This window comes from Idiomarina sp. 017G, assembly GCF_004362265.1.
Taxonomy (GTDB): Bacteria; Pseudomonadota; Gammaproteobacteria; order Enterobacterales; family Alteromonadaceae; genus Idiomarina; species Idiomarina loihiensis.
This window is the reverse complement of record NZ_SNWT01000002.1, coordinates 59,402-73,912: the sequence shown is the minus strand read 5'-3', so window position 1 is coordinate 73,912 and position 14,511 is coordinate 59,402. Positions and strand designations below refer to the sequence as shown.

At 48.7% G+C, this 14,511-nt stretch carries 12 protein-coding genes; 2 read left to right on the top strand and 10 right to left on the bottom strand.

Annotated features, from left to right (window positions below; all coding sequences use genetic code 11):
• Window positions 1-28 precede the first annotated feature (28 nt).
• From queA to metK, 10 genes are all read right to left on the bottom strand, one after another.
• Entirely contained in the window at window positions 29-1,084 is a 1,056-nt protein-coding gene (queA, locus tag DEU30_RS05475; RefSeq protein WP_114981665.1) for a tRNA preQ1(34) S-adenosylmethionine ribosyltransferase-isomerase QueA, read from the bottom strand.
• Window positions 1,085-1,177: 93 nt separating this feature from the next.
• Window positions 1,178-2,449, bottom strand: coding sequence for an inorganic phosphate transporter (locus tag DEU30_RS05470; protein WP_114981664.1), 1,272 nt, complete (start codon window positions 2,447-2,449; stop codon window positions 1,178-1,180).
• 14 nt (window positions 2,450-2,463) lie between these two features.
• Window positions 2,464-3,144 carry a TIGR00153 family protein gene (locus DEU30_RS05465; protein ID WP_114981663.1) on the bottom strand — a complete coding sequence of 227 codons (681 nt, stop codon included), beginning with the start codon at window positions 3,142-3,144 and terminating at the stop codon, window positions 2,464-2,466.
• A gap of 91 nt (window positions 3,145-3,235) precedes the next feature.
• Window positions 3,236-5,158 carry a methyl-accepting chemotaxis protein gene (locus DEU30_RS05460; protein ID WP_114981662.1) on the bottom strand — a complete coding sequence of 641 codons (1,923 nt, stop codon included), beginning with the start codon at window positions 5,156-5,158 and terminating at the stop codon, window positions 3,236-3,238.
• A 118-nt stretch (window positions 5,159-5,276) separates the two neighbouring features.
• Window positions 5,277-6,062: a DUF481 domain-containing protein gene (locus tag DEU30_RS05455; RefSeq protein ID WP_114981661.1), complete on the bottom strand. Its 786-nt coding sequence runs from the start codon at window positions 6,060-6,062 to the stop codon at window positions 5,277-5,279.
• Between the two features lie 37 nt (window positions 6,063-6,099).
• Complete coding sequence (gene fba, locus DEU30_RS05450; protein WP_034822116.1) at window positions 6,100-7,164, bottom strand: class II fructose-bisphosphate aldolase; 1,065 nt, start codon at window positions 7,162-7,164, stop codon at window positions 6,100-6,102.
• Window positions 7,165-7,194: 30 nt separating this feature from the next.
• Window positions 7,195-8,376: a phosphoglycerate kinase gene (locus tag DEU30_RS05445; RefSeq protein WP_114981660.1), complete on the bottom strand. Its 1,182-nt coding sequence runs from the start codon at window positions 8,374-8,376 to the stop codon at window positions 7,195-7,197.
• An 18-nt stretch (window positions 8,377-8,394) separates the two neighbouring features.
• The gene (gene epd, locus DEU30_RS05440) at window positions 8,395-9,420 is read right to left on the bottom strand and encodes an erythrose-4-phosphate dehydrogenase (protein WP_034822110.1); all 1,026 of its coding nucleotides are present in this window, start codon (window positions 9,418-9,420) and stop codon (window positions 8,395-8,397) included.
• Entirely contained in the window at window positions 9,421-11,421 is a 2,001-nt protein-coding gene (gene tkt / locus DEU30_RS05435; RefSeq protein ID WP_114981659.1) for a transketolase, read from the bottom strand.
• Between the two features lie 91 nt (window positions 11,422-11,512).
• Window positions 11,513-12,658 (bottom strand): methionine adenosyltransferase, encoded by a 1,146-nt coding sequence (gene metK / locus DEU30_RS05430; RefSeq protein ID WP_011235442.1) that lies wholly within the window; start codon window positions 12,656-12,658, stop codon window positions 11,513-11,515.
• A gap of 115 nt (window positions 12,659-12,773) precedes the next feature.
• Here metK and DEU30_RS05425 point away from each other — a divergent pair, with 115 nt between their 5' ends.
• Window positions 12,774-13,505 (top strand): 16S rRNA (uracil(1498)-N(3))-methyltransferase, encoded by a 732-nt coding sequence (locus DEU30_RS05425; RefSeq protein WP_114981658.1) that lies wholly within the window; start codon window positions 12,774-12,776, stop codon window positions 13,503-13,505.
• Between the two features lie 10 nt (window positions 13,506-13,515).
• Window positions 13,516-14,460 carry a glutathione synthase gene (gene gshB, locus DEU30_RS05420; RefSeq protein ID WP_034822102.1) on the top strand — a complete coding sequence of 315 codons (945 nt, stop codon included), beginning with the start codon at window positions 13,516-13,518 and terminating at the stop codon, window positions 14,458-14,460.
• Window positions 14,461-14,511: the final 51 nt, after the last annotated feature.

Below are 14,511 nucleotides of genomic sequence, written 5' to 3'. Positions count from 1 at the left end.
CATAAGTATTCACTTCAGTGTATTAAGTTTAGCGCTGTAACAGCATGGCGTCGCCGTAGCTAAAAAAGCGATAGCGCTCTTTAATGGCTTCATTATAAGCCTTCATAATTAAATCACGACCAACAAATGCCGAAACCAGCATAATGAGCGTGGACTCGGGCAGGTGGAAGTTGGTTATCATGCTATCGACCACTTTAAATTCATAACCCGGATAAATAAAAATATCGGTGTCATCAAAAAACGGTTCAATGCTTTCATTAGTTGATGCCTGAGCGGCCGATTCCAGCGAACGAACCGAGGTTGTGCCTACAGCAATAACCCGGCCACCCGAGGCTTTGGTCTGCTTAATGGCGTTACAGGTTTCAGCACTGACTTTCGCGTATTCGCTATGCATAACATGGTCGTTAATGTCTTCCACACGCACCGGCTGGAAGGTTCCGGCGCCTACGTGCAGAGTCACATAGGCAAAGTTCACGCCTTTATCGCGCAGCTGTTGCAGTATCTCGTCGTCAAAATGCAGACCGGCGGTAGGGGCAGCAACAGCACCCGGCTCGCGGTTATAAACGGTTTGGTAACGCTCTTTGTCAGAGCTTTCATCCGGACGGTCAATGTACGGCGGCAAAGGCATATGCCCGTATTGCTCAAGCAGTTCCAGTACCGTCTCGTCATGCTCAAACTTCAGTTCAAAGAGTGCGTCGTGGCGCGCCAGCATCGTTATCTTTACGTGGCCTTCCAACAGCAATTCAGCACCCGCTTTGGGAGCGCGGTTAGCACGGACATGCGCAAGCACCCTATGGTCATCCAGTAGGCGCTCGACCAGAACCTCGACTTTACCACCGGACACTTTTTCGCCCAACAAACGCGCAGGAATAACCCGGGTGTCATTAAACACCAACAAGTCACCGGCGTTTATCTCATCCACAATATTTTTAAAGTGTTTATGCTCAATGCTGTTTTCATTGGCTTTTACCGAGAGCAACCTACTGGCACTACGTTGCTCCTGCGGATAGCGGGCAATAAGCTCATCGGGTAGCTCAAATGAAAAGTCACTGACTTTTAAAGTAGAATGATTGGTATCTGACATATCCGTGCTGTAATTGCGAGATGTAGTGAAGCGCGGATTTTACTGGAAAGTAGGCAGCCTGTCACTGTTGCAGGCTGCCCGTTTATCGCAAGTTTATGCTACGCCGAAAATTGCTTTTAAAATGTAGAAGAAAATAATCGACATAATGGCACCCGCCGGCAAGGTAACGACCCACGAAATAACGATGTTGCGAACAACACCAAGATTCAGAGCGGCAATACCGCGCGCCATGCCGACACCCAATACCGCGCCGACTAGCGTTTGCGTGGTTGATATTGGCAACCCGGTACCTGAGGCAAGAACCACGGTTGACGCAGCAGCAAGTTCCGCCGCAAAACCACGACTGGGGGTTAAGTGCGTAATACCATTACCAATGGTGGCAATAACACGTTTACCCAGCATGGCAAGACCAGCCACAATACCAACAGCGCCTAAAGGTAATACCCACCAGGCTAATGTCGCTTTACTGCCAATATCACCACCGCTGGTAACCACGCTCACTACAGCGGCCAGTGGCCCGATAGCGTTAGCAACGTCGTTTGAACCATGAGCAAAGGCCATAGCACAGGCGGTTACAACCATTAATATCGCGAAGACCTTCTCCACGTTGGTGTAGTGCATGTCTTTGTCGTCTGAAGGGTTAAACTTAAGACGTCCAATTGCCATCTTACCAATAGCAAAGACCAGTACCGCAATACCTAATGCCCACAGGTAACCTTCAATGCTGCCAAGGTTTAACCCTACGTGCTTAAGACCTTTTTTGATGGTGACCAGCGACAACACAAAGCCCGCTAACCCCATATAGTAAGGAACATAACGCTTGGCCATTGCTAACGGATTAGAGCGGTCAAAAATGAGCTTCTGTGCACTCATAAATATGAGGTAAGCAATGAACCCGGATATGGCCGGAGTGACGACCCAGCTTCCAACCACCCCCCCGACTTTTGCCCACTGTACCGACTCCATGCTAACGCCGACAGCAGAGAAACCAACAATGGCACCAATAATGGAGTGAGTGGTTGATACCGGCCAGCCAAGATAAGAGGCAATTAAGAGCCAGAACCCGGCAGCTAATAACGCTGAAATCATACCGAACACAAGCAGTTCTGGCTGATTGACAAAGTAAGCCGAGTCAATAATCCCCTTCCGAATGGTTGAGGTAACCTCACCACCCGCCAGGTAAGCCCCCGCAAACTCAAAAACCATTGCGATAACAATCGCCTGCTTTATGGTCAGCGCCTTGGATCCAACGGAGGTACCCATAGCATTGGCAACATCATTTGCGCCAATACCCCAGGCCATAAAGAAACCAAAAACCGCAGCCATCCCGATAAGCAGGAGGCTATAGCTAGAAATAATATCCATAAATCAGACTCCGCTTAGACGCGTGCTAGCATTAGTTCAAAACGCGCACCGACTCGCTCGGCCAGGTCGGCTAAGTCGCCAACCCAGTCGAGAATACGGTATAAGAACATCGCATCCACAGGGTTCATATCGAGTTCGATTTTGCGTAGATCCTGACGTAGTTTAATTTGAAGCTGATCGGTATCCGCTTCAATGGCATCAAGCTCTATAATGAAGTTGTCGACAAGGTCTCGTTCGCGTCCTTTAAAACCGGTTTCCAGCAAGTCATCAAACTCGCCGATGGTTTCGCGGGCTTTATCTGTCGCGTCCAGACAGCGGCTTAAGTAAGCGTCAAAATCTTTGACCAGAGGCTCAGGAATAACCAATTCACGCCCCGTAACCAGACCGGAGATGTCTTTGGCTTTATTGGCAATTTTGTCCTGCTGAGAAACAAGCTCGAGCAAGTCGGCACGCTCTACAGGCATAAATAAGCCACTTGGGAGGTTCAGACGGATTTTACGTTTCATATCATCCGCGGTTGATTCGTGTTTTACGATGGTTGCACGAGCCACTTCTGCGCTCTTCCAATCCTTCGAATAAACCGCCTTAAAGAAATCTTTAAGCGCATAGGCGCAGCGGTGCACTTCGTCCATGTGCTCAATCATCGGTTTGATAGGGGACTTTGCAAATACCCCAAGAAATGAGTTCACTGACATAACATTATCCGATTTTTTTCAGCCGATGTTAGCTGCCGCGAATGTTAGCGAAATCTAAAGGTAAAGGGAACCGTAAGATTTCATTAATTCATCATGCGCTGAACGCCCGTTCTATTTCAGTTCTCTGAGTATCGACTTCAGCCTCCACTTGCCTTAACAACTGGTGCGCGTTGTTCATTTCGTTAACTAATTGCTGTAACTGTACTGAGAATCCGTTAACTTTGTCTGTCTGCTGTTCCGCCAACCGGAATGAGGTTTTAGCTTCTTCGGTTGAAGCCTGTGCCTGCGCAGACACCTCATTTGCAGTTTCCACCAAACGTTCAACGAATTGCTGCTGCGAATGACTTGCCCCGGCAATGTCCTGATAGCCTTTTTCAATGGAAAGCGAGGCGTCCGTCAGTTGGTTCAGAGAGTCGTTAATGCCACCAAGAGAGGACTGTGTTTTCTGCGCCAGCTGCCGGACTTCGTCAGCCACCACTGCAAAACCGCGCCCTTGCTCGCCCGCTCTGGCCGCTTCAATAGCCGCATTCAGTGCTAATAAATTAGTTTGGTCGGCAATACCCGAAATAATAGACAGCGCGTCTTTTACCTCTTTTACCGAATGGTCCAGCTCTTCTGCCGAGCGCTTGGCCGTTTCTATGGCTTTTTCATTTTGCTCTGAGGCGTCTCTCAATTTCAGAATATGCTGGCGGCTCTGCTTCATTGAGTCCTGGGTATCGAGCGCATTCTTTTCCAGGGTATTGGTGCACTGGTTTAATTCTTCGGTCAACTCGCTCAGTTCAGTAATACCGTGAATAGTGACCGAAGCGGATGACTGCGTATCGGCAGAGGATTGCACAATCTGCTGCAACTCTTGTATTACCCGCTTCAACGCTTCATTGACCACCGTCATTTGCTGAGACTTTTCCTCGTCGCTACGCTGAGTCTGTTCGAGAATGCCGTTAAAGAATCGGGCTATCTCTGCCATCTCGGTATCGCGATCGGCGTTGGGTAAATAATTGAGCTCCTGCTTAACCAGTAAAGTTTCCATGGCGTCGCGTAAGCTTCGCAGAGGAGTCAGAACCATGCGTTTAAGTAACACAAAGTTCAGTATTGCAAACACCAATAGCACAGCCACCAAGGCTACAAGACTCAGCTTCATCTGCATCAGGCTGGCTTGCTGGTCTTTCAAGAGACTCTGCTCTACCTTTACCGCCAGCGACTGAATGTTGGCAATGTCATCAGAAATTGAAGCAAAGGCTTCACGGCGCGACTCTATAAGCTGTAACGTTGAGGACAACTCTTTGGGGTAACGCTGAATTAAGCTGTTCATTTCTGAAATGATTTTCGGACCCAGCTCTTTGGCTTCTCTCGGTACAAGCATCATTGACTGATCGGGAAGCTGTTCTTTTATCCCCAGCTCGGGTAGCTGTTGCAACCGACCAATTTCTTTTTGCATCGCATTGAGAACCTGGTTCAGAGCCTGCTCATCAGCTTCACCGCTCGATAGCCGTTCCCGCGTATGTACCAGGTCGGCAATTAATAATACTAAGTCGCTACCGATACTTTGGTAACTTTCGGCAGCTGCAGGGTTATTGCTGCTGCCTTTTTGCACGTAGTCAAACAAACGAGATAATTCGTTAAATAAAGACCGCTCGGCATTAACCAGCAAAGCAGCCTCCTGGCCGGAGAGTTTACCTATGGCGCGATAGTCATCAGAAATTCTGCTACGGATATTATCCAGCTGTTCCTGCATAACCGAAGTGGAGGTTAAGTTCAGCGTATCGAGCTGAGCGTTCACTTCATTGACCGAGGCCTCGGCTTGATTCAATAAAAGCGCATTCCCCGATTGCAGATAACCACTGAGCTCGGTTACCACTTCAACCATGAGTTTCTCTTTTATCGATGAATAAATATTCTGCTGTTGTTCAAAGTGCTGTAATTGACTATTAGCCCAAATAAGCACTGACAAAAACACTAACGATAAGCCCAGCAAAGAAAACGACGAAACACGACTAAAGGTTGAAACGCGCATAAATAAGCCCAGTTGGTATCACCCGGACAGCTTAAGACGTTTTTATGACAGCTTAATGAAAAAAGCCGCGACAATTGCCGCGGCTCTGAGGTTTCTCGAGGTATAGAACGCTGTTTTCTTAGAAAGAATAAACCAGTGTAACGGCCGTTTCTGTATCGAGCTTCTCAATACTCTCATCAGAAACATGAGAGTTGTGATTCGCACCCAGAGACACTTTCATAGCCAACGCGCTGTTAATGTTCGCTGACACTGACAGTTCGGCTTTGCTCTTCGTGTTGTCTTCACCAACTTCAGACGACAGTAAAGCACTGAAACGCGAGTTTTCACTGATTTTCCAGTTTAAGCTACCGGCTAAACGCAGAATCATTGAGCCATCGGATTCAACCGGTGGTTCACCTTCAACCTGCACAGGTTTGGTGCGTGAATAACCCGGACCAATTTCGTAATCAGCGTAAATGTCTTCGTCGTAACGATAACGAGCACCATAACCCGTTGCGACAGTAGCTTGATAAGCAAAGCCACTGAATTCATCTTCTTCGTATGAACCGAATACAAACAATGAATCGCGACTGTCAGGATCAAACTTATAGTTGCTCTGCGCCGAAATAAATATCCGGTCTGCAGTTTCGTTCATTTCACCTGTATCCTGATCTTTCTGCTCAGAGGTGTAATAATCGAATACGCCTTTATGGCGCCAGTTCTGCACGTCCCGCGATGCGGTAAACTTGCCTTTAAGACTTTCTGTTTCAGTGTTACCTGAGGTGTAAAGCAGGCCGAATTCGGCACTGGCTTCCCACTCTTCTACGGTTTCAGTATCAATGTCGTCAGCATCGTCAAACATAAACGTTTGCGCACTTGCTGCAACCGGTAAAAACAAACTAGCGAATAATAAAGAAAGTCGCACACTAACCTCGTATCTGTATCTTTTATAAAGTTCTTAATTACTTAACTATGGCGTCTAATTCGCCGTTTTCGTAACGTTGGAACATTGTTTCTAAATTAATTGGCTTTATTTTACTCGCCATACCCGCGCAGCCAAAGGCTTCGTAGCGCGCGCGACAAATATCTTCCATCGCTTTGGTTGCCGCGGTAAAGAATTTGCGCGGATCAAAGTTTGACGGGTTCTCCGCCAAATGACGACGAATAGCACCGGTTGAAGCCAGGCGTAAATCGGTATCAATGTTCACTTTGCGCACGCCGTGTTTAATACCTTCCTGAATTTGCTCAACTGGCACACCATAAGTTTCCGGAATTTCGCCGCCAAATTCGTTAATAATTTTTAGCCATTCCTGCGGTACAGATGATGAGCCATGCATAACTAAGTGTGTACCCGGAATGCGACGATGAATCTCTTTAATGCGGTCAATGGCTAAAATATCGCCTGTTGGCGGACGAGTAAACTTGTAAGCACCGTGTGACGTACCGCAGGCAATTGCCAGCGCGTCAACGTTGGTGGCCTTAACAAATTCCGCCGCTTCTTCAGGGTCGGTCAGCAGTTGTTCGTGCGACAACTTACCTTCAGCACCAACACCGTCTTCTTCACCAGCTTCACCGGTTTCCAGTGAGCCCAGACACCCCAATTCGCCTTCAACAGAAACACCACAAGCGTGCGCCATTTCTACGGTCTGTCTGGTTACTTTTACGTTGTAATCGTACTCTGCCGGCGTTTTGCCGTCGTCCAGTAGTGAGCCGTCCATCATTACCGAACTAAAGCCCAGCTGAATGGAGCGCTGGCATACCGCCGGAGAAGTACCGTGATCCTGGTGAACAACCACCGGAATGTGTGGCCATTCTTCAACCGCAGCCTGAATTAAGTGGCGCAGGAAAGGTGCACCGGCGTACTTACGAGCACCAGCTGAGGCCTGCACAATAACCGGGCTGTCAGTGGCATCGGCGGCTTGCATAATTGCGCGCATTTGCTCTAAGTTGTTGACGTTAAACGCCGGTACGCCGTAATCGTGTTCTGCGGCATGGTCTAGTAACTGTCGTAATGACACCAGGGCCATAAAAATACTCCTTAATTAAAAAACTTGTGTTCAGGCGTCTTTAGCCCGTTCTTGTAAAATAGCAACGGCTGGTAATGTTTTACCTTCGAGGAATTCCAGGAACGCCCCGCCACCTGTCGAGATATAACTAATCTTATCAGCGATAGCGTATTGATCAATTGCTGCTAAAGTGTCGCCACCTCCGGCAATTGAAAACGCATCGCTTTGTGCAATAGCTTCGGCTATGGTTTTTGTACCATGCCCAAACTGCTCAAATTCAAAAACACCAACCGGCCCGTTCCAGACTATGGTGCCTGCATTTTTCAGCATAGACGCTAAATGCTCTGCGGTGTCAGGGCCAATATCAAAAATCATATCGTCATCAGCAACAGCATTAACGGCTTTGGTTTCTGCCTTGGCTTCTGCGCTGAATTCTTTACCTGTTACCACGTCGACAGGTAATGGAATGTCGCCGCCTTTGCCTTTTGCCTGCGCCATTAAACGGTTCGCTTCGTCGGTTAAGTCCGCTTCGTAAAGCGACTTACCCACATTATGGCCTGCTGCCGCAACAAAGGTATTCGCAATACCGCCGCCCACAATTAACTGATCAACAACACCGGACAAGGACTCTAATACCGTGAGTTTCGTTGAAACTTTAGAGCCACCGACAATGGCCACTAGCGGGCGCTTCGGATTTTCCAGCGCCTTGCCTAAAGCTTCTAATTCTCCGGCCAGCAAAGGCCCTGCGCAGGCAACTGGTGCGTATTTAGCAACACCATGAGTAGATGCCTGAGCGCGATGCGCGGTGCCAAAAGCATCCATCACATAGACATCGCATAGGCTGGCTAATTTTTTAGCCAGCTCTTCATTATTCTTCTTTTCGCCAACATTAAAGCGGACATTCTCAAAAACTACCAGTTCTCCGGCCTTTAGTTCAATACCGTCCAGGTAGTCTTTACATAAGCGCGCAGGGCAATCCAGTGCCTCTTTTAGGTAATCAACAACGGGTTGCATAGAGAACTGCTCGTCGTACTCGCCTTCAGTTGGGCGCCCCAGATGAGACATTACCATGACTTTAGCGCCAGCTTTCAACGCTTGCTGAATGCTGGGCAGTGCGGCTTTTAAACGCGCATCGGATGTCACTTTTCCGTTTTTAACCGGAACGTTTAAATCTTCCCGAATCAGCACGCGTTTGTTACTTAAATCCAAATCAGTCATAGCAATGACAGACATGCGATATCCTCTCTAAGCTTAATGTTCTGTTTGTTCAGCCATCGTTTTTGCTGTGTCCAGCAACCGGTTCGCAAAACCCCACTCGTTGTCGCACCAGCACAGCAGCTTAACCAGCCGCTTGTGACTAACGCGGGTTTGCGTGCCATCAACAATGGATGAATGTGGATCATGGTTAAAATCTATTGAGACTAAAGGCTCTTCGGTGTAATCCAGTATACCCGCCAGCTGCCGCTCGCTCTGCTCACGTAAAACCTGATTAATTTGCTCAATAGTGGCGTCGCTGTTTAGCGTAACGCTTAAATCCATAGCGGTCACATTGGTGGTTGGCACGCGCACGGCAATGGCTTCAAAACGGCCTTCTAAGTGCGGCAGTATTCGTTCAATGCCTCGTGCCAGCCGGGTGTCTACCGGAATAATAGAACGTCCGGCGGCGCGGGTTCGTCTTAAATCCGGATGGTATGCATCAATAACCTGCTGGTCGTGCATAGCCGAGTGAATGGTCGTAATAGCACCGGAGTCTATACCAAACGCATCGTCCAGTACTTTAATGACCGGCACAATGCAGTTTGTTGTGCAGGAGCCGTTCGATACCACTTTATGGTCAACGGTGAGTTCTTTTTCATTCACGCCATAAATTGCGGTGAAATCAACGTCCGGCTTGCCGGGATGAGAAAACAACACACGTTTTACGCCTTGCTGCAGATAAAGCTGACCATCGGCCTGACTGCCAAATACACCGGTACAATCAACAACAAAATCGACCTCATGGGCGCGCCAGTCAATGGCTTCAATCTCGGTCTGGTGAGTTAAAGCGATATCATCTCCGGCAACCGTCAGCGCATCGCCCGACTGTGTTACCTTTTCTCCAAAACGACCGTGGCTTGAGTCGTATTTAAGCAAATGCGCTATCGCTTCCGACGCCGCAGGCTCGTTAATAAGCACTACCTGTACGCTGTCGCGATAGCCGTTTTCGTATAGCGCACGCAAAAAGCTCCGGCCAATGCGGCCGAAACCATTAATCGCAATACGAGCCGGTTCGCTCATTTAAGCTCCCAACAAACGTTTAGCGGCAGCCACGGTGTTTTCTGTGGTAATGCCAAAGTGTTTGTACAAGTCGCCGGCCGGAGCAGATTCACCAAAGGTTGTCATGCCAACGACTTCACCATTAAGCCCAACGTATTTGTACCAGAAGTCGGCAATACCGGCTTCAACGGCAACGCGGCGAGTCACGCTGGATGGCAGTACCGACTCTTTGTATTCAATATCCTGAATATCAAACACATTGGTCGATGGCATAGAAACAACGCGAACCTTGTGCCCCTCATCAGTCAGTTGCTCAAAGGCGTTAACAGCTAAGTCAACTTCAGAACCTGTCGCAATTAAAATAACGTCCGGCTCGCCGTCACTGTCTTTCAGCACATAACCACCACGGGCAATGTTCGTTAACTGGTCGTCATTGCGCTCTTGCTGCTGCATGCCCTGACGGCTGAACACTAACGCCGAAGGGGTTTTACTGCTTTGTACTGCGGCTCCCCAGGCTACGGCTGTTTCAACCTGGTCACACGGACGCCAGCACTGCAGGTTTGGTGTTTGACGTAAGTTAGCCAGTTGCTCGACCGGCTGGTGCGTCGGCCCGTCTTCACCCAAGCCTATAGAGTCGTGAGTGTAAACAAAAATACTGGGCTGCTTCATAAGCGCAGACATACGCACGGCGTTGCGCGCGTATTCCATAAACATCAGGAAGGTAGCGCCATAGGCTTTAAAGCCGCCGTGCAAAGTAACGCCATTCATTATGGCAGACATGCCAAACTCGCGGACTCCGTAGAACACATAGTTACCACTGGCGTCATCGGCAGTAATACCTTTTGCGTCGCTCCATAAGGTTAAGTTTGAGCCAGCTAAGTCGGCGGAGCCGCCTAGCAGTTCCGGTAGTTTAGGACCGAATTCATTCAGTACGTTCAGTGAGGCTTTACGAGTCGCTACCGCTTCAGGGCTGCTCTGTAACTGCTTCGCGTAATTGTGCACCGTATTCTCAAACCCTTCAGGCAGTTCGCCGTTTAAGCGACGCTTCAGTTCTTTTGCCAGCTGCGGATACTCCTGCTCATACGCAACCCAGCGCTTATTCCAGGAGGACTCAACTGCTGCGCCTTTATCCACCGCAGACCATTTTTGGTAAACATCGGCCGGTACTTCAAAGGCTTGGTGCGGCCAGTTCAATTGCTTACGCGCAGCAACAATTTCGTCGTCACCCAGCGGGGCTCCATGGCAGCTTTCAGAACCTTGTTTGTTCGGTGCGCCATAGCCAATTACCGTTTTGCAGATAATAAGAGTCGGTTTGTCGTCATTCGCACGGGCTTCATCAATCGCACGGGTTATGGCAGCTGAATCGTGTCCATCAACTTTATTAATTACTTGCCAGCCGTAAGACTCAAAACGTTTTGCGGTATCGTCGGTAAACCAACCTTCTACTTCGCCGTCAATGGAAATGCCGTTGTCATCGTAAAAGGCAATGAGCTTACCTAAGCCTAAAGTGCCGGCCAGAGAGCAAACTTCGTGCGAAATGCCTTCCATCAAACAGCCGTCGCCCAGGAAAGTGTAGGTGTGGTGATCAACAATTTCATGGTTGTCGCGGTTAAATTGCGCAGCCAGTACTTTCTCGGCCAGCGCCATACCCACGGCATTTGCAAGTCCCTGGCCCAGCGGCCCGGTAGTAGTTTCCACACCTGGCGTGTAGCCGTATTCAGGGTGACCCGGGGTTTTTGAGTCTAACTGACGGAATTGTTTAATGTCTTCAATGCTCAGGTCATAACCGGACAGATGCAATAGCGAGTAAATTAGCATTGACCCGTGCCCGTTAGATAACACAAAACGGTCGCGATCAGCCCAGCCTGGGTTATGAGGGTTATGTTTTAAATAATCACGCCAGAGAACTTCTGCGATATCCGCCATACCCATGGGCGCTCCGGGGTGGCCTGACTTGGCCTTCTGAACCGCATCCATACTAAGCGCGCGGATGGCATTGGCGAGATATTGACGTTCTGACATGAAAAACCCCCTGGAAGATGAAGAGCAACTTGCGATGCGCGTATTCTCCACATTTCAGGGGGTACAAGCAAATTTATAGGCAATATTTTGTTTAAATATCAGCCTGTAAATCGGCAGCTTTGTCGGTTTGTTCCCACGGCAGGTTGTCCCGGCCAAAATGCCCGTATGCCGCTGTCTGTTTATAGATTGGGCGTTCCAGGTCAAGCATTTTGATTAATCCATATGGACGTAAGTCAAAATGACGACGAACCAGCGCAATTAATTGCTCTTCTGAGTGCTTAGACGTACCAAAGGTATCGATGCTAATTGAGGTTGGCTCAGCCACACCAATGGCGTAAGAAATTTGCAGCTCGCAACGTTCAGCCAGACCCGCAGCGACCAGGTTCTTAGCAACATAACGCGCGGCATAAGCCGCACTGCGGTCAACTTTTGACGGGTCTTTACCCGAGAAGGCTCCACCACCATGACGCGCCATGCCGCCATAGGTATCGACAATAATCTTACGCCCGGTCAGCCCGCAGTCGCCCATAGGCCCGCCGACCACAAAACGGCCGGTTGGGTTAATGTGAAACTGTGTGTCTTTCGAAACCCATTGCTCAGGTAATACAGGCTTGATAATTTCTTCCATCACCGCTTCGCGCAGCGTTTCCTGAGTAATGTCTTCTCGGTGCTGAGTGGAGAGCACGACTGTATCAATGGCAACAGGCTTACCGTTTTCATAAACGAAGGTCAGCTGACTTTTCGCGTCCGGACGTAACCAGTCCAGTGTACCGTTATTGCGTACTTCCGACTGACGCTGCATAACCCGGTGCGCGTAAGTAATAGGAGCCGGCATTAAAACGGAGGTTTCGTTTGAGGCATAACCAAACATTAAGCCCTGATCACCGGCGCCCTGCTCTTCCGGGTTAGCACGGTCAACGCCCTGATTGATATCACCACTTTGCTTACCAATGGCATTTAAGACAGCACACGAAGCACCATCAAAACCCATGTCAGAGTGTCGGTAACCAATATCTTTTACGGTTTGACGCGCCAAGTCTTCGACATCAACCCAGGCCTTTGTCGAAATTTCACCACCAACCAGTACCATGCCGGTTTTCACGTAGGTTTCGCAAGCAACACGGGCTTTAGGATCTTTTGCTAAAATTGCATCTAAAACTGCATCGGATATCTGGTCGGCAATTTTGTCCGGATGCCCTTCGGACACTGACTCTGAGGTAAACAGGTGACGTGACATATGCCCACTATTCCTTAATTTTAATGAAATCGTTTAATACTGGTTGCATAATGTAACCGATCACTCTATTTTTTTCTACTTCTGGACGTCTAAAAGTCCGAATAAGGCTGACGACATGCGAGTACCGCGGATTTATCACCCCGCCTCTATAAGCTTACAAACTGAAACCGAATTGAGTCCGGATGCTTTCCAGCACCTGATCAAAGTATTGCGTTTGAACGTAGGTGATAGCATTGTTTTATTTAACGGTGACGGGCAGAACTATGAGGCGAAAATTACCTCGGTCCAAAAAAAATCAGCACAGTTTATTGCAACCAACAATCAGGCTAACGCATCTGAGTCATCGGTCAATGTTCATTTAGCACAAGTTGTTTCGCGCGGTGACCGTATGGACTTTGTACTGCAAAAGTCGGTAGAACTGGGGGTAACCGAAATTACCCCACTGTTTAGTGAGCGCTGCGGTGTTAAATTAAGTGGCGACAGGCTGGAGAAGAAACAGCTGCAATGGCAGAAAATTGTCCATTCTGCCTGCGAGCAATGTGGCCGTAGTGTGGTTCCACAAGTAAGGCCAGCACAGCAACTCACTGAGTTTATTGAAAGCAGCTTTGAAGGGTTGCGCCTAACCTTAGACCCAACCGCCACCCAGCCGTTGTCGTCATTTCAGCAGGCCGATAAAGGAATACAATTATTGATTGGTCCAGAGGGCGGATTCACTGATACTGAAGTCAGTGCCGCCGAGCAACAAGGGTTTAACCCCATGCGTTTAGGGCCAAGAGTACTAAGAACAGAGACCGCAGCGCTTTCAGCGCTAACCGCCGTGCAGTACCAGTTTGGCGACTTAAGCTAAAGGAGTTTACATGAAGAAGTTAGCTATGGTGATGGACCCTATCGCCACCGTTAAAACCGAAAAAGACACGAGCTTTCGTTTATTGTTGGAAGCTCAGGCACGTGGTTATCAGTGTTTCTATCTGGAAATGGGCGACTTAGTTATTGATAACGGTCAACCAATGGCCTTTGCACGGGAAGTTCGCGTTCAAGATCAAAAGACGGACTTTTACAGCTTAAGCGACAGTGAATACCGTCCGCTGGAGGATTTTGACGTCATTATGATGCGTAAAGATCCGCCTTTTGACAGCGAGTTTTTATACGCCACGCAGATTCTGGAACTGGCCGAGCAACGCGGTAGTCTGGTGGTGAATAAACCGCAGAGCCTGCGTGACTGCAACGAAAAACTCTTTACTTCGTGGTTCGCGGATTCTATTGCCGACACGCTAGTGAGTTCCAGAGCGGATGTCATTAAAGCTTTCCATAAAAAGCATGGTGAGGTGATTTTAAAACCGCTGGACGGTATGGGAGGCGCTTCAATTTTTAAAGTGGGCGCCGATGGCAGTAACTTAGGCGTTATTATTGAAACTCTGACTGAGAAAGGTCAGCGCTACGCCATGGTGCAAAAGTACTTGCCAGAGATTAAAGACGGCGACAAGCGCATTTTAATTATTGATGGTGAGCCTGTGCCTTATTCTTTAGCGCGTATTCCCAGCGCCGGAGAAACCCGTGGAAACCTTGCCGCCGGAGGCAGCGGGCGCGCTCAGCCTTTATCTGACAGTGACTGGGCTCTGGCTCGTAAAGTCGCACCGGAACTGAAAAAACGTGGGCTCATTATTGTTGGCCTGGACGTTATTGGTGATCGCATTACGGAAATAAATGTGACCAGCCCAACTTGTATGCGCGAAATTGAAAACGCCTACGACATTAATATTGCTGAACAGGTCTTTAAGGCAATAGAAGCAAAACTGAATTGAAATTCAACTATGCGCCCCCATGTTGTAAGTAGAGATTATCGTTAAGGAGTC

Coding starts and splice junctions, on each gene's coding strand:
- queA (WP_114981665.1), bottom strand. CDS start 1,084: ATGTCAGATACCAATCATTCTACTTTAAAAGTCAGTGACTTTTCATTT.
- DEU30_RS05470 (WP_114981664.1), bottom strand. CDS start 2,449: ATGGATATTATTTCTAGCTATAGCCTCCTGCTTATCGGGATGGCTGCG.
- DEU30_RS05465 (WP_114981663.1), bottom strand. CDS start 3,144: ATGTCAGTGAACTCATTTCTTGGGGTATTTGCAAAGTCCCCTATCAAA.
- DEU30_RS05460 (WP_114981662.1), bottom strand. CDS start 5,158: ATGCGCGTTTCAACCTTTAGTCGTGTTTCGTCGTTTTCTTTGCTGGGC.
- fba (WP_034822116.1), bottom strand. CDS start 7,164: ATGGCCCTGGTGTCATTACGACAGTTACTAGACCATGCCGCAGAACAC.
- DEU30_RS05445 (WP_114981660.1), bottom strand. CDS start 8,376: ATGTCTGTCATTGCTATGACTGATTTGGATTTAAGTAACAAACGCGTG.
- epd (WP_034822110.1), bottom strand. CDS start 9,420: ATGAGCGAACCGGCTCGTATTGCGATTAATGGTTTCGGCCGCATTGGC.
- tkt (WP_114981659.1), bottom strand. CDS start 11,421: ATGTCAGAACGTCAATATCTCGCCAATGCCATCCGCGCGCTTAGTATG.
- metK (WP_011235442.1), bottom strand. CDS start 12,658: ATGTCACGTCACCTGTTTACCTCAGAGTCAGTGTCCGAAGGGCATCCG.
- DEU30_RS05425 (WP_114981658.1), top strand. CDS start 12,774: ATGCGAGTACCGCGGATTTATCACCCCGCCTCTATAAGCTTACAAACT.
- gshB (WP_034822102.1), top strand. CDS start 13,516: ATGAAGAAGTTAGCTATGGTGATGGACCCTATCGCCACCGTTAAAACC.